Origin of the sequence: Brevundimonas sp. TWP2-3-4b2 (assembly GCF_049897345.1) — a bacterium.
Taxonomy (GTDB): domain Bacteria; phylum Pseudomonadota; class Alphaproteobacteria; order Caulobacterales; family Caulobacteraceae; genus Brevundimonas.
This window is the reverse complement of sequence record NZ_JAFCWB010000008.1, coordinates 33810-51203: the sequence shown is the minus strand read 5'-3', so window position 1 is coordinate 51203 and position 17394 is coordinate 33810. Positions and strand designations below refer to the sequence as shown.

The window sequence follows — 17394 nt, the reverse complement described above, 5'->3', positions numbered from 1 at the left end:
CGCGACCTTGTCGCCGTGGACGACGTTCAGGACCCCGGCGGGGGCACCGGCCTCCATCATCAACTCGGCCAGCCGGACCGGCACCGACGGATCGCGCTCGGAGGGCTTGAGGATGAAGGTGTTGCCGACGGCGATGGCGACGCCGAACATCCACATCGGGATCATGGCCGGGAAGTTGAACGGGGTGATGCCCGCCACCACGCCCAGCGGCTGGCGCATCGAATAGACGTCGATGCCGGGGCCGGCGCCGTGGGTGTATTCACCCTTCAGCACATGGGGGATGCCGCAGGCGAACTCGATCACTTCGAGCCCCCGCTGGATGTCGCCCTTCGAGTCGGCGACGACCTTGCCGTGCTCGGCCGACAGCAGTTCGGCCAGATTGTTCATATTGGCTTCGACCAGGCGCTTGAAGTCGAACATCACCCGCGCGCGGCGCTGGGGGTTGGTTGTGGACCAGCCCTCGAAGGCGGTCTGGGCGGCCTTGACGGCGCGATCCATCTCTTCGACCGAGGCCAGCTGCACGCGGGCCTGGATCTCGCCGGTGTTGGGGTTGAAGACGTCGGAGAACCGGCCCGAGGCACCCGTGAAGCTGGCGCCGTCGATGAAGTGGTTGATGTCGCGCATGGTCGGAAACGGTCCTGGAAAACTGCAAGCGGCGTGTCGGATGGGCAGCGGTTTAGACCCTGGCCCGCGCGGGCGCCAGCGCCTCGGAGCCTGATCGGCTGAGGTGGAATCACTTCGTGATTCCGCCGATGCCGTGAATCAGGCTCCTGCATCATTCTGGAGCGAAATCTGAGCCTTGTCGGAGAAGGTCCGACAAGACCGATTTCGCTCTAGACGGCTGCGTCGAACAGGGCGTCGCGGGCGACGTCGGCCTTGAGCATGGGGAAGAAATGGGTCCCGCCCGGCACGGTCTCGACCATGACATGCGGCAGGCCCCGCGGATGCCCGGTCACATGGCAGGTCGAGCCGGTCTCGCCCTTCAGGATGCGCACCGGGCGATCCAGTCGCTTCAGGGCGTGCCAGGGGTCATGGCTCTGGGCCGCATAGTTGGAGGCCTCCCACGCCGGGTCGCAGGCCAGGGTGAAGCCGTCGGCCGTCTCGACCAAGCCGTCGGTCAGATAGTCGGCCAGCATCATCTCGGGCCAGCCCTTGAACGCCCCGCGACCGGAATAGGCGGTCAGGGCCTGTTCGCGGCTGTCGAAGACGGCGCGGCGGCGCAGGGCGTTCTTCACCAGCGGGATGCGCGAGGCGAGGCGGTCAAGGAGCGGCAGCTGGAAGGCGGCGACGGCCAGCCGGCTCCAGATCACGGGATCGAACAGCACGAGGCCGGCGACCCGTTCGGGGCGTTCGGCGGCGGCCAGCAGCGCCGAGGTTCCGCCCATGGAATGCCCGGCGAGGATGACCGGCGGGCCGTTCAGCGCATCCAGCAGGGCGACCAGATCGTCGCGGTGATCGTGCCAGTGCCGCCGTCCTGCCGTCCCGGTCGGCAGCCGGGTCAGTCCATGTCCCCGCAGGTCCGGTGCCCAGATGCGCAGGCTGCCCGACAGGGGGGCCAGCAGGGTGCGGTAGGTCATAGCGTTGAAGCCGTTGGCGTGGACGAAGACGAGGTCGACCGGACGTTTGGGGTCGCCGAAATCCAGCACACTCATGGGCCCGTCGCCCCACCGGTTCGATACCGGCAGGCTCAGGCGACGGGGCGGGGAGAGCCGGATCGCATCCATGGCGCTGAAATAGGCGATGGCACCGGGCGGCGCCAGTTCACCCGTGGGAAGGATTCAGCCCGCGGCGCAGGTCGGACAGCGGCCGTGGGCCTCGATCGTGGTGCGGGTGATGGCGTAGCCCGCGGCCTCGGCGGCGCGGCCGAGGTCGCCGGCGACGGGGGCCGACACCTCCTGCGTCGCGCCGCAGCAGTCGCAGATCAGGAAGGCGGCGGCGTGGTCGTCGGTCCCCGAGGTGCAGGCCACATAGGCGCTGATCGAGGCGATGCGGTGGGCCAGGCCCTTGCGCTCGAGGAACTCGAGGGCGCGATAGACGGTCGGCGGCTTGGCCGGCTGGCCGTCCTCGCCGAAGCGGGCGATCAGGTCATAGGCCTTGACCGGCTCGCCGGCGGCCAGAAGCAGTTCGAGCACCCGCAGGCGGGCCGGCGTCATCCGCTCGCCCTCGGCGGTCAGGCGGCGGTCGGCCTCGCCCATGGCGCGGGCGACGGCGTCCGCCCGGGGCGGGCCGTCTGCATGATGGTGATGACAGTGCTCGCCCATGGCCCAGAGCTAAGCCCTCTCGCTGACCCCCGCAACCGGGGCGCTTGACGCAATGTGATGTTATCTCGTAACACCAAGACCTTCGTCAGTCCGGATCGCTTTCATGTCCCTCGCCCTCGTGTCCCGCGCCGCCCTTGTGACCGCCCTCGGATGGAGCGCCCTGGCCGGGGCCGCCGCGGCCCAGTCTGCCGCCGCGCAGGATCCCCGCGATCCGGCGATCGCGCTGGACGACGTGATCGTCACGGGCGCGCCGTTCGGGATCAGCGCGCGGGCCACGACCATCGCCACCACGGTCATCGACGAGGAGGCCCTGGCCACCGCGCCGGCGGCGTCGCTGGGCGACCTGGTCAACGGCCTGCCCGGTGTCCGCTCGACCGACTTCGCCCCCGGTGCCAGCCGCCCGGTGATCCGCGGCCTGAGCGGCCCGCGGGTGCAGGTCCTGACCAATGGCATCGGCCTGATCGACGCCAGTTCGGTGTCGCCCGACCACCAGGTCGCGACCGACCCCGCCGAGGCCAATCGCATCGAGATCGTGCGCGGCCCGGCCACCCTGGCCTATGGCGGCACGGCCATCGGCGGCGTCGTCAATGTGATCGATAACCGCATTCCCACCGAGATGCCCGAGGGTTTGGATGGACTGGTCTCGGCGCAGGCCTCCAGCGTCGACAACGGCTGGTCGACCTCGGGCCGGCTGACCTTCGGCCTCGGTCCGATCGCCATCAACATCGACGGGGTCGAGAAGACGTCCGACGACTATGACATTCCGTCTCCTTCGCTGTCGCAGCGCCGGGCCGCGGCCGACGGCGTCGCGCGCGGGCCGGGCGGCACCCAGGTCAACAGTTTCGCAGAGCTGGAAAGCTGGGGCGCCGGTGCGTCCTGGATCGGATCGCGCGGCTTCATCGGGGCCTCGTACAAGGACCTTGGCAGCACCTATGGCACGGTGGCCGAGCCCGATGTTTTCATCCAGCTGGAGCAGACCCGCGAGGATGTGCGCGGCGAACTGCGCTTCGACGTCGGGCCGTTCCAGAAGCTGACCGGGTCCTACGGCCACGCCGACTACACCCATACAGAGTTCGAGGGGCCGGGCATGCCGGGCACCGTCTTCCAGTCCGACGGCTGGGAGGCGCGGTCCGATCTGGTCCAGAGGACGCGCGACGGCTGGAACGGTGCGGTCGGGGTGCAGACCCTCTCGCGCAGCTTTGCCGCCATCGGCACCGAGGCCTTCGTACCTTCGAGCCAGATCGAGGAAGCCGGCGTCTATACGGTTCAGCGGCTGGACCGCGCCGGGTGGGGGCTGGAAGGCGGGTTGCGCTATGATCGACGCTCGGTGACGGCGACGCCGCTGTCGGGCGGGCCGGAGATCTCGCGCGATTTCGGCAACTGGTCCGGGTCGGCGGCGGCCTTCATCAAGCCGATACCCAATCTGTTCCTGGGCCTGAGCCTGGCCCACAACGAACGCGCGCCGTCCGAGGTCGAGCTGTTCGCCGATGGCCTGCACGTCGCCACCGGGGTCTATGAGCGGGGCGACGTCAGGCTGGACAATGAGACCGTCAACACCCTTGAAGGCACGATCCACTATGCCGCAGGACGCTTCCGGGGCGACCTGCATGTCTATGCCTCGTCCTATGACGGCTTCATCGACGAGCGCGACACGGGCACGGTGTTTGTTGACGGCGGCGAGAGTTTCCCGATTTTCCAGTTCGTCCAGACGGGGGCCGAGTTCCGGGGCTTCGAGGCTGAGGGTGAATACGATCTGTGGACCAGCGGCGACCGCTCGCTGAGCCTGGAAGGGGCCGCCGACTTCGTCGACGCCCGGACCGATCAGGGCCCGGCCGCGCGGATTCCGCCCTACAGCCTGACAGGCCGGTTGAAGTGGGCCTCGACGCCGTTCGACGCCGCGCTGGAGGTTCGCCGCGTCGGCGAGCAGGACCAGCTGGCCGCCTATGAACTGGGTACGGACGGTTACACGATGGTCAATCTGTCGGGCGTCTGGCGGCCGTTCGCCGACAAGGCCGTCACCCTGTTCGCCGAGGGCCACAACCTGACCGACGTGGAGGCGCGCGAACACGTCAGCTTCCTGAAGGACGTCGCCCCCCTGCCGGGCCGGAACCTGCGCGCGGGCGTCAGTTACCGGTTCTGAGGCCCGGTTAACCGCGCCCGGCGCGCGCGGCGCGAGCGGGTTTGCGGCTACGGGATGACTAGGCTAGAAGCGCGCTTTCCCAATTTTCAGAGTCCGATCGCGTCCATGACCGATACCACTGCTGCTACCGCCCTGTCGGGCAACGTCCTGTTCTATGCGCAGCCCGAGCCGCTGTCCCTGGAAGCCCACGGCAAGCTCGGCGTCGACCCCGTCGACAAGCCCTACGGCTTTGTGGCCCAGACCAACCTGGTGCCGGTGATGGTCACCGAGTTCGCCCCCGCCGCCCTGTCCTATCCGGTCATTTTCGTCGGCGAGAACAAGCAGCCCGTCGCGGTGATGGCGTTGCGTGCCGGCGAGAACCTGTTCGTCAGCGCCGACGGTGATTTCCGCGCCGAGGCCTATATTCCCGCCTATGTCCGTCGCTATCCGTTCGTCTTCGCCAATGACGACGCCCAGAAGCGCATGATCCTGTGCGTCGACCGCGCCGCGCCCTTCATCAAGGAAGGCGGTGCCACGCCCCTGTTCGTCGACGGACAGCCGTCGCCCTACACCCAGCAGGCGATGGAGTTCTGCAACAATTTCGAGCAGGAGCGTCTGCGCACCGAGGCCTTCCTGGCCCTGCTGAAGGACCTCGACCTGCTGGACACGCGCGAAGCCGTCTTCACCCCGCGCAATCCTGACGGCACCGCCGGCGAGCCGCAGAAGATCGCCGAATATTTCGCGGTCTCGGAAGACAAGCTGAAGGCCCTGTCCGCCGAGAAGCTGGTCGAACTGCGCGACAATGGTGCCTTGGGCCAGATCTACGCCCACCTGGTCTCGCTGCTGGGCTGGGATCGTCTGATCGCCATGGCCTTCCAGCAGGCCGCTGCATCACAGCCGGTCGCCGGCAACGCCTAAGGGAGTGGCTGCTGGCTGGTGAAGCCCGCGCCCCACGCCTTCTGAAGAGCAATGAAGCCCCGCCCGGTTCGTCCAGGCGGGGCTTTCGTTTGTCGCTCTGGCATCACCGGGGGTTCACCCAGCCACCAGCCACCAGCCACTCGCCGCGTCAGCGGCGGGCCAGCAGCGCCCGGGTCAGGCATGAAAAGACCAGGCGGCCGGCCTCGTCGAGCAGGTCGTGCTGGGCGATGACGATGCCCTTTTCGTCGCCGACCGGATCCTTGCCCATCACGGTCATCCGGCCCCGCATCAGTTCGCCGGCGGGGGGATTGCGCATGAAGCGCAGGCCGTCGACCGCCAGCACCTTGGACTGGGCCCAGCCCGAAGCCTTGTCGGCGAAGATGCGGCTCCACAGGGCATAGACCATGGCGTCGGGCGCGCCGTAGGCGACGTCCCAGCCGGGCGAGAAGCGTTCCACGAAGACATCCATCGCCGCCGGGTCGACCATACAGGCCCCCAGGGAAATGACCTCGCCGACGCCCATGTCTTCGAAATGTACGAGCAGGGGTTCGGTCATGTCAGGGTCCCGTCAGCCCGCCGGCTCTTCCGATACGCGGACCAGCAGCTTGCCGTCATGGTCGCCGGTGAACAAGCGGTTCAGCGAATCGAGCGCCCCGTCCAGACCGTCGTCGACATGGACCTTCCACTTCACGGTGCCGTCGGCCAGCCAGGGGCCCATCTCGGCGACCATCTCGCGGCCGCGGTGGGCGTAGTCCAGGACGAGGAAGCCCTGGACGTTCAGACGGTGGGTGATGATGCGCGAGAAGTTCGGCGAGGGCGGCATCTTCGTCGCATTATAGGCCGAGATCAGCCCGCAGACGGCCATGCGACCGTGGGTCTTCAGGCGGTTGAACACGGCGATCATGATGTCGCCGCCGACGTTCTCGAAATTCAGGTCGATGCCGTCCGGGGCCAGTCGGTCGAGAGCTTCGCCGACGTCCTCGTTCTTGTAGTCAATCGAGGCATCGAAGCCGAGGTCTTCCGTCAGCCAGCGGCATTTGTCGGGGCCGCCGGCGATGCCGATGACGCGACAGCCGCGCGCCCTGGCGACCTGGCCCGCGATCGAGCCGACCGCGCCGGCGGCGGCCGAGATGACCATGGTCTCGCCGGCCCTGGCCTTGAGCACATCGGTGACGCCGAAATAGGCCGTCATGCCGGTCATGCCGAGCACGCTGAGGTTGGCGGTCAGGGGCAGGCCCGGCGCCCGGTGCACCGGACGCAGCTCCATCTCGCTGACCACGGCATAGTCGGACCAGCCGCCGGACAGGGGCGTGACGATGTCGCCGGCGCGGAAGCGGCTGGAGCGGCTTTCCTCGACCACGCCCAGCGTCAGGCCGCGCATCACGCCGCCGAGCGGGACCGGCGGCAGATAGCCCTCGGCGTCATTCATCCAGGTGCGGTTGGTGGGGTCCAGCGACAGATAGACGGTGCGCACGAGCACCTGGGACTCGTTCAACGCCGGCACCGGAGCCTCGACCAGCTCCAGATCGCCGGGCTGGATCAGGCCCCGCGGACGCTGACGCAACACCCACTGACGATTGATGCGAGCCATGGCCGTTCTCCGAGTTTTCTTTGTGGACGCGCGCATTGTCAGCAAGCCGGTACGCCTGTCCAGCCGCAGCCAAGAAAAAGGCGGACCGTTTCCGGTCCGCCTTGAAGTCGCATCATCGAGAATAAGGCGCGGAGGCGACAGACTGACTTTCGTCAGTCTCTGTCGGGGGGGCGTCGCCGCCTCCGCCTGTGAAGAACGAGGGTCGCGGCGTCGGGTTCCGACGTGGAGTGAACTTTTTTCATCCCTCGCGGGAAACCGGAACGGCAACGCTGCGGGCCGCGTTCAACCAGCCTATTCCTTTGCTGGACGGAGCGTCGCCATGACCCATGAATCCCCCCACGACAAGGCCGCCGACGCCGTTCACGAGGGCCGTCCGGTCGAAGCGAAATACGTGCGCGGTGGCGGACCCGGCCGACGCATCCTGACCATACTGGTGATCTCGGTCGCGGCTGTCAGCATCCTGTTGCTGGGCATGTGGTTCGTCAGCCAGGGCGGCTTTGCCCGGACCAATGCCAATGTCGGAAATCAGGCGGTCGACGCCGAGGCGTTCCAGGGTGAGGCGGTCACGCCGCCCGCCGGTGACGCGGCGGTCCAGGCCGCGAAGAATAACTAGGTTCAATCGACATTCAGACGTCGGTACCCGTTCTCCCTCCCCCGTCATTCCCGGGCTGGGACCGGCGCAGCCGGGACAAGAACCCGGAATCCAGGCGTCTGGACGCTGCCGTCCGCCTCACGTTCCAGACTGGAGTCCGGTCCCCTGGATTCCGGGTTCCGCTTCGCGGCCCCGGAAAGACGGTGTTTGGTGGACGATCAGCGTGTCCGCTGAATGTCGATTGAACCTAGGCATTGAACGCGACAATAAAAAAGCCCCGGTCCTGCGACCGGGGCTTTTCCGTTTGTCCGGGGAAGACGGCTTAAGCTGCGGCCTTCTGGCGCGACGGATGGAAGAACAGCGCCTGGCTGATCGCCGCCTTCACCGTTTCCGGCTGGAAGGGCTTGGTGATCAGGAAGGTCGGCTCGGGCCGTTCGCCGGTCAGCAGACGCTCGGGGAAGGCGGTGATGAAGATCACCGGCACGTCGATCCGCTTGAGGATGTCCTTGACCGCGTCGATGCCGGACGAGCCGTCCGCCAGCTGGATGTCGGCCAGGACGAGGCCGGGACGGTGGCGGGCGACGGCGTCGACGGCCTCGTCATGGGTGGTGGCCGTGCCGGTGACGCGGTGGCCGAGTTCCTTGACCAGGCTTTCGATGTCGGCCGAGATGATGGCCTCGTCCTCGATGATCAGGACGTCGGTGGCCAGTTCGGCGTCGATGTCGGATTGGGCTTCCGAGATCAGCCGTTCGACGTCGAAGGCGTCGGCGTCGAGGATCTGGGCGGCTTCTGACGGCGTGAAGCCCTCGAGCGCCGTCAGCAGGAAGGCCTGACGCGAGCGGGGGGCAATGCGCATCAGGCGTCGCGAGGCGTCGTCGGCGCGGCCTTCGAGACCGCTCTTGTCCTCCAGCTGGGCACCGGTGGTGGTCCAGATGGCATGGAAGACGTGGTAGAGGGCGACCCGGGGGGTCATGTCGGACGGCAGCTGCCGTTCGCCGGCGGCGAGCGCCTCAAGAGCGACCCGGACGTAGTTGTCGCCGGTTGTCTGGTCGCCGGTCAGCGCGCGCGCGTAGCGGCGGACGTAGGGCAGATGCGGCGCAAGGCGGGCCAGAAGGCTCATTGATTCAATATCCCCGACAGAAGAGGTTTCGACCATGGAAACCCGGTGTACCGCGTGAACGTATCAAATGCGCCACGGTTCCCGTCCGGACCAGCAAGCTTGAGCATTAATCTGCTGTAACCTAGGAACCGGGCGTGCCGGGCGGCGTTTGCCTCCTCGCATCAGTCTTTTTCGTCAGGGTGGCGGCCGTTTCTTCAATGACAGAAAACTCCAATCCGCCGGGCAAGGGCCCGCCGAAGGGCGGCGCAAGCCTGGAGGAAGCCCGACTTCGCCAGCAGGCGATCGGCGTCAAGCTGCGCCATATGTTCGATGAGATCGTCAACGAACAGGTCCCCGACGAGTTCCTGGACATCCTGCGTCGCGCCGACGAGCGTTCGTCGGGCGGGAGCGGCAAATGAGCGGGGCGACCAATCCGCCGCCCAAGCCTGCTTCAGCCGACGACAAGGCGTTCAAGGAACAGCTGGTGGCGCTGATCCCGCATCTGCGGGCCTTTGCGCGCACCCTGACAGGCGATCCGACCGCGGCCGACGACCTGGCCCAGGACGCCATGATGAAGGCCTGGGACGCCCGGGCCAGTTATCAGATGGGCACGAACATGAAGGCCTGGACCTTCATGATTTTGCGCAACCAGTTCTATTCCGAGAAGCGCCGGTCCTGGCGCCAGTCGCAGCTCGACCAGGAAGCGGCCGAGCGCACCTTGGTGGCGGTCGATGATCCTGAATCGCCGGTCGCCCTGGACGAACTTCGCCTCGCCCTGGCGACCCTGCCCGAAGAACAGCGCGAGGCGCTGATTCTGGTCGGTGCCGGTGGCTTTGCCTATGAAGAGGCCGCCGCGATCTGCCAATGCGCGGTCGGCACCGTGAAGAGCCGCGTGTCCCGAGCCCGCAAGGCGCTTCAGGCGACGCTTGAAAAGGGCGGCTATGCCCGGGACGGGCGTGCGGCGGGTGACGCCATGCGTTCAATCCTCGCCGCAGCCGACCGCCTGAGCAGCGCGCGGCCGGTCTGACCAGGTGGTCCGTTTCGGACGATCGCTGACTCACCGGATGAACCGGACGCCGGGGCCGGCCCGCCACCACGGAATCCGCTTCCGCCTCGGCTGGGCCATGGCCGTGGCCCTGCTGCCCATCCTGCTGCTGGGTGCGTTTCAGGCCCAGTCCGCGTTCCGGGCCCAGGACATCGAACGACGGTCCGATCTGCAGCTTGCGGCGGAACGGACGGCCTCGAACGCCAAATCTCATCTGGACAGCACCGGGGTGCTGCTTCAGGCGCTTCGCCCCGAGGCGCTCGAGGTGTTTTGCGAACCGCGTCTGACGGATCTGGTCGAACGGCTGGAAGATCTTGAGGGGCTGGCGCGCCTGACCCGGACCGGCACGACGGTGTGCGCCTCGCGCGCACTGAGCCAAGCCGCCCCCGCCTGGTTGTCCCAGGCGTCCGCCAGCCCCTGGTTTCTTCGGCTCAAGAGCGGCGAGGGCGTCGTCCTGGCGCGCGCGCCCGCCATCTCGGGCCAACCGCCGGGGTTGATCGTCGCTATTCGCCTGGAGCGGCCGCTCGGTACCTTCGACGGGGCCATGGTCGCCTTGATCCCGCTTTCCAGCCTGCAGCCCGACGTCGATGACCCGTCCCTGCCCGAAGGGTCCCAGGCGGCCCTGACCGACGGCGAGGGACGTCTGCTCACCGCCAGTGACGTCCGTGCCTTCACCCTGTCCGGCGGCGAAAGCCTGAATGGTTGGGTGGGTCGCGCGCGTTCCGGCGCGTCCGGCATCTTCGAGGCGGATGATGCCATGAGCCGGCATCGCGTCTACGCCGGAGCGGCTCTGGCGGGCCGGGACGTCTACGCCCTGCTATCGGCTCCCGCGCCCGGCCTGTGGTCCTGGGCCCGCCTGAACCCCGTCGCGGCCCTGCTGGTGCCGGTGCTGGCCTGGCTCATCGCCTTCGGCGCGGCGATGCTGGTCAGCGAGCGGATCGTCATCCGCTGGCTCAACTATCTCGAGCGGATCGCCGCGATCTATGCGCGGGGGCGGTTCACCGTGCGTCCGGTGCAGGCCATGAACGCGCCGGCCGAGATCCGTGTGCTGGCCTGGACGCTCGACGAACTGGCCAAGTCGATCGTCACCCGCGATGCCGCCCTGACCGCCTCCCTGGCCGAGAAGGACGCGCTGATGCGCGAGATCCATCACCGGGTGAAGAACAATCTGCAGATCATCTCGTCGCTGTTGTCGATGCAGCAGCGGGCCCTCACCGACCCGGCTTCCAAGGCGGCCGTGGGTGACACCCGCCAGCGCATCTCCGCCCTGGCCCTGATTTATCGGACCCTCTACCAGAGCGACGACCTGCGCTACGCCGATGCCCGCATCTTCCTGACCGAACTGGTCGGCCAGCTGGTGGCCAGCGAGGCCGGGCGCGGGGTGGTCGTGACCTCCTCGATCGAGGCGGACTCTCTGGTGGTCGATCCCGACAAGCTGGCACCGCTGGCCCTGTGGCTGGTCGAGGCGGTGACCAACGCCCAGAAGCACGCCTTCGCGGGCCGGGGCGGCGACCTGAAGGTGCGATTCACCGTCCGGGGCGACACCAGTGTGCTGGAAGTCCAGGACGACGGACCGGGTGTCAGCAAGACGTTCCGCGAGGGTGTCGGACGCACCCTGATGGGGGCCTTCGCCAAACAGCTGCGGGGTGTGGTTGAGATGACCCCGGCGGCCGGCGGCGGCACGATCGCCCGCCTGACCTTCGCCACGCCTGAAGCCGTGATACCGACGGATCCGTCCGACCTGGGAACCGGAGACGTGCCGCAACGTTGATTGGGTAAGACGCCGCCTCCCCGGCCTCCCGGAGTCCACCCCATGCGCAAACTCTTTGTCCTGTTCGCCGCCGCGGCCGCCCTGACGACCGCCGCCTGCAACACCGTCGCCGGGGCCGGCGAGGACGTTTCCGCCGCCGGCACCGCCGTCGCCCGCTGTGCGGACGGCAAGACCTGCTGATTTCGTCGCCGACCTGTCGTCGGTGTCCCTGATCCCGACCGCGCTTCCCCCCCGACACGCGGATCGGTTGAAGAAGGCCCGCCAGCATCCCCCCGCTGGCGGGCTTTCGTTTGTCTGGCCCGGTCAGATCCGTGTGCCCTGTTTGCGCGCCCGGCGCGGGCGGCTAGCATCTCGTTACAGGTGCCCGTAGAGACGCCGGACTGACACTCGGGGGAGCGATCGATGACGGATGCGACAAAGACCAGGGCGGAGCCGGGCCTGAGGACCGTGGTGAGTGCCTCGGCGGCGGGCACGGCGTTCGAATGGTACGACTTCTTCGTCTTCGGCTCCCTGGCGACGGTGATCGCGCGCCATTACTTCGCCGATGCCGGCGAGACGGTCGCCTACATCCTGGCCCTGCTGACCTTCGGCCTCGGCTTCATCGTCCGGCCGCTGGGCGCGCTGGTCTTCGGCTGGTTCGGCGACCGGACGGGGCGCAAGGCCACCTTCCTGGTCACGATCACCCTGATGGGCCTGGCCACTGTGGCCATTGGCCTGGTGCCGGACTACGGCCAGATCGGCCTGGCGGCGCCGATCCTGCTGCTGGTCATGCGGGTGCTGCAGGGCTTTGCCCTGGGCGGCGAGTATGGCGGGGCCGTCATCTATGTGGCCGAGCATTCGCCCCCTGCGAAGCGCGGCCTGCTGACCGGCTGGATCCAGACGACCGCCGCCTTCGGCCTGATCGGGGCCCTGACCGTGATCCTGATCACCCGCAAGATCATCGGCGTCGAGGCGTTTGACGAATGGGGCTGGCGCATTCCCTTCATCCTTTCGGCCCCGATGCTGGCCGTGTCGCTGTGGATCCGGCTGAAGCTGAACGAGAGTCCGGCCTATACGCGGATGGAGGCCGAGGGCGGCGAGCGCCGGGCACCGTACAAGGAAGCGTTCTTCCAGTGGGGTAACGGCCGGTTCGTCCTGATCGCCCTGTTCGGCATCATGATCGCCCAGGGGGCAGTCTGGTATTGCGGCTATTTCTATACCCGCTTCTTCATGGAGCGGGTCCTGAAGGTCGACACCAATACGGTCGACCAGTTGCTGCTGATCGTGACGATCCTGTCGGCGGGCATGTATGTCTTTTTCGGCTGGCTGTCGGATCGGGTCGGCCGCAAGCCGGTGATGCTGTTCGGCATGATCCTGGCGCTGGTCGCCTTCTTCCCGGGCTTCCACGCCCTGACCAAGGCCGCCAATCCGGCCCTGGCCGAGGCGCAGGCCTCCGCGCCCGTCACCGTGGTCGCCGACCCGGCGACCTGCGCCCTGCAGTTTGATCCGATCGGCAAGACCGCTTTCTCCAGTTCCTGCGACATCGCCAAGGGCGTGCTGTCGAACGCCGGGATCAGCTATGCGAACGTCGATGCCCCTCCCGGCACGACCGCTCTGGTCCGGGTCGGAGGGGCCGAGGTCGTTTCTGTCGAAGGCGGCGGCATGGACAAGGCGGCGCTGAAGGCGGCCCGCACGGGCGTCGAGACGCGGATCAAGGCCGCCCTCGTCGACGCGGGCTATCCGGCCAAGGCTGACCCGGCGCGGATCAACATGCCGCTGGTGGCCGGCATCCTGTTGATCTTCATGGTCGCAGCCACCGCCCTGTACGGCCCGCAGGCAGCGGCCCTCGTCGAGCTGTTCCCCACGCGGGTGCGCTATACGGCGATGAGCCTGCCCTACCACGTCGGTACCGGCTGGGTCGGGGGGCTGCTGCCGGCCGCCAGCTTCGCCCTGGTGGCGGCGTCGGGGAACATCTATTTCGGCCTCTGGTACTCGGTCGCCTTTACCGTGGTCGCCGTGATCGTCAGCCTGATCTGGCTGCCGGAAACAAAGGGGCGCGATCTGCACACCGTCGGGACCTGACGCGTTCCCGTCTCCGTTCCCTTCCCTGAATCGGACGAAGCCATGAACGCCAGGGCCCGAAACGCCGGCCGCGCCCTGCTGCGGGGCCTGACCGCCCTGATCTGGCCGCTGACCCTGCTCACAGCCGGCGCGCTGGCCGGCGGGGTGGCCGAGACGGCGGTCGGGCGGTTTCAGGCCTATCCGCTGTATGGTCTGCTCCGGCCGGTGGCGGACCTGTTGCTGGTCATCGGCGGTGTGTGGCTGGTCGTCGGTCTGGCGCGGTTGGGGTTCACCCGGCCGCCCGGTCGGCGCTGAGCGTCAGCTTTCGGCGGCGGACTTCCAGCCTTCTGCCACGGCATCGACGGCGTGGCGCAGGCGGGCGCGGTGCTTGTCGAAGAACATCTCGCCGCGCAGGCCCGAGAAGATGAAACCGTTGGCGACGATGCAGCTTGAGGGGTCCTCGAGCGGCTGGATCTCGAAATAGCGCACCGTGCGGAACCACAGGCCGCGAGGCTCGGCCCAGACCAGCTGCGAATAGGGTTGCCAGTCGCCGACGCGAACTGCGGCGCGGCGTTCCGGCAGTCCCTCGACCCGTTCGTTCAGACTGATGCCGCCACCGAAGGCGATGGTGCCTTCGAGGCCGGTCTCGACCGGGTTCCAGCGGTCCCAGCCGGGCAGGTCCGCGATCAGTTCCCAGATGCGGTCAGGTGTGGCGCGCACGCCGATGCGGCGCTCGATACGGGCGATGTCCATAGGTGCGATCTGACACGGCTTCTGGCCCGAGAAAAGGCCGGTGTCTCAACGATTGCCTTCGGGACCCGGCTGGGAGGCGGGGGGCGTGTCCGGCGAGGGGGTCTCGTCGCGATCGGGCAGGTCTGGCGGTCCGGTGCGCAGTCGCGGGCTGATGAAGCACAGGGCGGTGGCGGCGGCCAGCAGGACGGCATTGGCGATGAAGGGGCCCGGCTCGGCCAGCTCGTACAGGGCCACACCGATTACGGGCGGCCCGAGGAAGCTGAGGCCGGCCAGCGACATCATCAGCCCCGCGACCGCGCCCTGCTCGTGCGATGAGACTGAAAGCGACGAGCCGGCCGTGAAGCCCGGGCGGGCGAAGCCGAGGCCCATCGACACCACGGCATAGCCGACCACCACGCCGTAATAGCCGGGCGCGGCGATACTCATCAGATTGCCGACCAGCGCCAGACCGGCCCCCCAGCGCATCAGGTCGCGCGGCTGCAGTTTCAGCAGCGGGATCAGCCCCCACTGGGCCATCAGGGTGGCGGCCGCGCCGGCCAGCATGGCGATGCCGATGAAGGGCTGGGCGTCGCGCGCCGCAATCCCGGTCGCGGCCATCTCGTCGATGATATGGAAGCCGAGCACCGAGATGTTCACCGCTTGGGCTCCGGTCGCCAGCAGGCCGTACAGCAGATAGTCGCGCACGCGCGGGTCCTTCCACAGGCCCTTGCCGGTCTCGCCGCGATGGCCGCCGGTCGAGGGAATGCGAACGACCTCGCCGCTGGGCAGTCTGCGCCAGACGACGAACAGGACGGCCAGGCCGAACAGGGCGAAGGCGTACATGGGCCCCGCCAACCCTACGAGCGGCAGGACGAAGAAGGGGGCCAGCGCCGGGCCGATAACCGTGCCCAGCCCCTGGGCCGAGGCCAGCAGGGACATGGCCTGGGTGCGCTGCTCCGGGGTGGTGCGGTCGGCGACATAGGCCTGGGACGCGATCGGCGCGGCCGAGCCGAACACGCCATAGATGGTGCGGGCGACCGCCATCAGGGTGAAGGCCAGACCTGCGCCCAGCCACTGCTCCAGCCCCGAGGTCGCGGCCAGGCCGAAGCCCGTCATGGACAGGACGAAGCCTGCCAGCCCGATCAGGATGACCCGCTTGCGCCCCAGGGTGTCCGACAGCCGGGCCCAGAACGGCGAGGCGATGGTCCACATCAGGGCCGAAATGGCAAAGGCCCCCGCGACCAGGGTGTCTGAGAGCTGGAACTCGCGGCCGATGGCGGGCAGCACCGACTGCAGCGCCATGTTTCCCGCCGCCGCGATCAGGCTGACGGAGAAGAGGATGGCGAAGGCGGGCGAGCGGAGGTTCACGTTGAAGCCTTAGACCCGTCGCGCGATGCGGTCACCCTTCGCCGACGACCTTGAAGCTGGGCTTCAGCCGGCGGTCATCGTCCAGCCCCAGCCGCGCCTTGACCTCGAAAAGGTCTGCGCCGGCGGGAACGATCAGCAGCGCCTTGGGCCGGGCCGTATTGTTGGCGACGACCGCATGCTTCGGGCAGACGTCGAAACAGTCGGTCTCCTTGACCACCAGCTCGGCCTTCTTGCCTTTTCCGGCCTTCAGATATTTGCGCAGGGCCTTTTTCAGGGTCTTGTCGCCGTCGGGCCCGAAGCCCTTTCCGTCCAGCTTCTTCGTGCATTTGCGGCAGACCAGAACCACGTCGCGCCATTGGGTCTTCGCGATCTTGAGGGCCATGAGCCAGAGATCACCTGCGCCGGGCTCTTGCGCAAGGGCGATGCGTCCGCGCACGGTGTCGTCTCGGTATCCGGGGACCCCATGATGACCATCCGACGCCTGCTCGCCGCCTCCAGCCTGGCGCTGGTCCTGTCCGCCGGTCTGGCGCATGCCCAGACGGCCCCCGTCCCGCTGGAACGGGTCGAGGCGGCGGTCGCGGCCGAAATGCCCCGGGTCGTCGCCTGGCGGCGGGATGTCCACGCCCATCCGGAACTGGGCTTCAACGAGACCCGCACCGCCGCTCTCGTCGCCGAACACCTCCGCTCGCTGGGTCTTGAGGTCCGGACCGGGGTGGGCAAGACCGGCGTCGTGGGGGTGTTGCGCGGAGGCCGGCCTGGACGGACCGTGGCCCTGCGCACCGACATGGACGCCCTGCCGGTGCTGGAGGCGACGGGCCTGCCGTTCGCCTCGACCGCGACCGGGACCTACCAGGGCAATACGGTGCCTGTGGCCCACGCCTGCGGCCACGACGCCCATATCGCCATGCTGATGGGCGCCGCCGAGGTGCTGGCGGGCATGAAGGCCGATATCGCCGGGACTGTGGTCTTCATCTTCCAGCCGGCCGAGGAGGGCGCGCCTCCGGGCGAGCCCAAGGGCGGCGCGGCCCTGATGATCGAGGAGGGCGCGCTGGACAATCCGCGGCCTGACGCCATCTTCGGCCTGCATGTCGTGCCGGGGCGGCCGGGGACGGTCTTCTATCGGCCCCAGGGCTTCATGGCGGCCTCGGACCGGGTCGACATCGTCCTGCACGGCCGCCAGACGCACGGAGCCTGGCCGTGGAAGGGCGTCGACGTCATCGCCGTGGCGGCCCAGATCATCCAGACCATCAACACCCTGACCGCCCGGACCATCGATCCGACGACGACGCCGACGGTCTTCACCATCGCCACGGTCGACGCGGGCGTCCGCTACAACATCATCCCGGAAGAGGCGACGCTGTCGGGCACGCTGCGCACCTTCGACATCGCCCAGCGCGACGATCTGGTGCGGCGGGCGGGCGTGGCCATCGACAATATCGCCGAGACCTTCGGCGCAACGGCCGAGTTCAAGGTCCGCCAGAACGCGGCCCTGGTCTATAATAACGAGGCCCTGTCAGCCTGGCTGGCCCCGGTGCTGACCGAGGCGGCGGGGGCGGGCAACGTCAATGCGGCCAGCCCGCCGACGACGGTGGCCGAGGACTTCAGCTATCTGTCGCAGGTGGTGCCCGGCGTCTTCTATCATCTGGGCGCGTCGAAGGACGGGGTCGATCCCAACACCTCGCCGCCGAACCATTCGCCCGGTTTCGACGTCAATGAGGCCATTCTGCCGCTGGGCGTGAAGACCCATGTGCTGAGCGCCATCCGCTTCCTCGAGCGGCCCGCGCCCTGAAACAGGGGCGGGGCGGCAACCATGTTTCTCAACACCTCGGCAACAGAGGCGGCGCATCCTTCCGCGTTG

At 68.1% G+C, this 17394-nt stretch carries 19 protein-coding genes; 10 read left to right on the top strand and 9 right to left on the bottom strand.

All coding sequences use genetic code 11. The features are described 5' to 3' along the window. The 3 genes from ACP7AS_RS12575 to ACP7AS_RS12565 form a co-directional block, all read right to left on the bottom strand. A partial coding sequence (locus ACP7AS_RS12575) for an aldehyde dehydrogenase family protein (protein WP_426029201.1) occupies positions 1–624 on the bottom strand: 624 nt, incomplete at its 3' end. A 209-nt stretch (positions 625–833) separates the two neighbouring features. Continuing rightward, positions 834–1724 (bottom strand): alpha/beta fold hydrolase, encoded by an 891-nt coding sequence (locus ACP7AS_RS12570; RefSeq protein ID WP_426029200.1) that lies wholly within the window; start codon positions 1722–1724, stop codon positions 834–836. Positions 1725–1778: 54 nt separating this feature from the next. Beyond that, positions 1779–2261, bottom strand: a complete 483-nt coding sequence (locus ACP7AS_RS12565) for a Fur family transcriptional regulator (RefSeq protein WP_426029199.1) — start codon at positions 2259–2261, stop codon at positions 1779–1781. A 103-nt stretch (positions 2262–2364) separates the two neighbouring features. Here ACP7AS_RS12565 and ACP7AS_RS12560 point away from each other — a divergent pair, with 103 nt between their 5' ends. Then, the gene (locus ACP7AS_RS12560; protein WP_426029198.1) at positions 2365–4401 is read left to right on the top strand and encodes a TonB-dependent receptor; all 2037 of its coding nucleotides are present in this window, start codon (positions 2365–2367) and stop codon (positions 4399–4401) included. Between the two features lie 105 nt (positions 4402–4506). Next, positions 4507–5298 (top strand): SapC family protein, encoded by a 792-nt coding sequence (locus ACP7AS_RS12555; RefSeq protein ID WP_426029197.1) that lies wholly within the window; start codon positions 4507–4509, stop codon positions 5296–5298. Positions 5299–5446: 148 nt separating this feature from the next. Here the strand turns inward: ACP7AS_RS12555 and ACP7AS_RS12550 are convergent, their stop codons facing one another. Together ACP7AS_RS12550 and ACP7AS_RS12545 are read right to left on the bottom strand one after the other, a co-directional pair. Continuing rightward, positions 5447–5854 (bottom strand): acyl dehydratase, encoded by a 408-nt coding sequence (locus ACP7AS_RS12550; protein ID WP_426029196.1) that lies wholly within the window; start codon positions 5852–5854, stop codon positions 5447–5449. A 12-nt stretch (positions 5855–5866) separates the two neighbouring features. Then, entirely contained in the window at positions 5867–6889 is a 1023-nt protein-coding gene (locus tag ACP7AS_RS12545; RefSeq protein WP_426029195.1) for an NADP-dependent oxidoreductase, read from the bottom strand. Between the two features lie 319 nt (positions 6890–7208). Between ACP7AS_RS12545 and ACP7AS_RS12540 the strand changes: the two genes are divergently transcribed. Next, on the top strand, positions 7209–7502 hold the full coding sequence (locus tag ACP7AS_RS12540) for a hypothetical protein (protein WP_426029194.1): 294 nt from the start codon (positions 7209–7211) through the stop codon (positions 7500–7502). Between the two features lie 301 nt (positions 7503–7803). Here ACP7AS_RS12540 and ACP7AS_RS12535 read toward each other — a convergent pair whose 3' ends face one another. Then, positions 7804–8601 carry a response regulator gene (locus ACP7AS_RS12535; protein WP_426029193.1) on the bottom strand — a complete coding sequence of 266 codons (798 nt, stop codon included), beginning with the start codon at positions 8599–8601 and terminating at the stop codon, positions 7804–7806. A 197-nt stretch (positions 8602–8798) separates the two neighbouring features. On the opposite strand from ACP7AS_RS12535, the gene ACP7AS_RS12530 reads away from it, so the two are divergent. From ACP7AS_RS12530 to ACP7AS_RS12505, 6 genes are all read left to right on the top strand, one after another. Next, positions 8799–8999 carry a NepR family anti-sigma factor gene (locus ACP7AS_RS12530; RefSeq protein WP_426029205.1) on the top strand — a complete coding sequence of 67 codons (201 nt, stop codon included), beginning with the start codon at positions 8799–8801 and terminating at the stop codon, positions 8997–8999. Continuing rightward, positions 8996–9607 carry a sigma-70 family RNA polymerase sigma factor gene (locus ACP7AS_RS12525; protein ID WP_426029192.1) on the top strand — a complete coding sequence of 204 codons (612 nt, stop codon included), beginning with the start codon at positions 8996–8998 and terminating at the stop codon, positions 9605–9607. The genes ACP7AS_RS12530 and ACP7AS_RS12525 overlap by 4 nt, the downstream gene beginning before the upstream one ends. Before the next feature lie 37 nt (positions 9608–9644). Then, the gene (locus tag ACP7AS_RS12520; RefSeq protein ID WP_426029191.1) at positions 9645–11396 is read left to right on the top strand and encodes a sensor histidine kinase; all 1752 of its coding nucleotides are present in this window, start codon (positions 9645–9647) and stop codon (positions 11394–11396) included. A 42-nt stretch (positions 11397–11438) separates the two neighbouring features. Next, positions 11439–11576 carry an entericidin A/B family lipoprotein gene (locus ACP7AS_RS12515; RefSeq protein WP_305305035.1) on the top strand — a complete coding sequence of 46 codons (138 nt, stop codon included), beginning with the start codon at positions 11439–11441 and terminating at the stop codon, positions 11574–11576. Positions 11577–11798: 222 nt separating this feature from the next. Further along, on the top strand, positions 11799–13457 hold the full coding sequence (locus ACP7AS_RS12510; RefSeq protein WP_426029190.1) for an MFS transporter: 1659 nt from the start codon (positions 11799–11801) through the stop codon (positions 13455–13457). A gap of 42 nt (positions 13458–13499) precedes the next feature. Beyond that, positions 13500–13751: a hypothetical protein gene (locus ACP7AS_RS12505; RefSeq protein ID WP_426029189.1), complete on the top strand. Its 252-nt coding sequence runs from the start codon at positions 13500–13502 to the stop codon at positions 13749–13751. 3 nt (positions 13752–13754) lie between these two features. On the opposite strand, the gene ACP7AS_RS12500 is transcribed toward ACP7AS_RS12505, so the two are convergent. Genes ACP7AS_RS12500 through ACP7AS_RS12490 form a run of 3 tightly spaced genes read right to left on the bottom strand, consistent with a single transcriptional unit; the run spans position 13755 to position 15918 of the window. Further along, positions 13755–14189, bottom strand: a complete 435-nt coding sequence (locus ACP7AS_RS12500; RefSeq protein WP_426029188.1) for an SRPBCC domain-containing protein — start codon at positions 14187–14189, stop codon at positions 13755–13757. 45 nt (positions 14190–14234) lie between these two features. After that, entirely contained in the window at positions 14235–15536 is a 1302-nt protein-coding gene (locus ACP7AS_RS12495; RefSeq protein ID WP_426029187.1) for an MFS transporter, read from the bottom strand. A gap of 31 nt (positions 15537–15567) precedes the next feature. Further along, positions 15568–15918 carry a hypothetical protein gene (locus ACP7AS_RS12490; protein WP_426029186.1) on the bottom strand — a complete coding sequence of 117 codons (351 nt, stop codon included), beginning with the start codon at positions 15916–15918 and terminating at the stop codon, positions 15568–15570. An 84-nt stretch (positions 15919–16002) separates the two neighbouring features. On the opposite strand from ACP7AS_RS12490, the gene ACP7AS_RS12485 reads away from it, so the two are divergent. Continuing rightward, positions 16003–17325, top strand: a complete 1323-nt coding sequence (locus ACP7AS_RS12485; RefSeq protein ID WP_426029185.1) for an amidohydrolase — start codon at positions 16003–16005, stop codon at positions 17323–17325. The last annotated feature ends 69 nt before the right edge of the window (positions 17326–17394 follow it).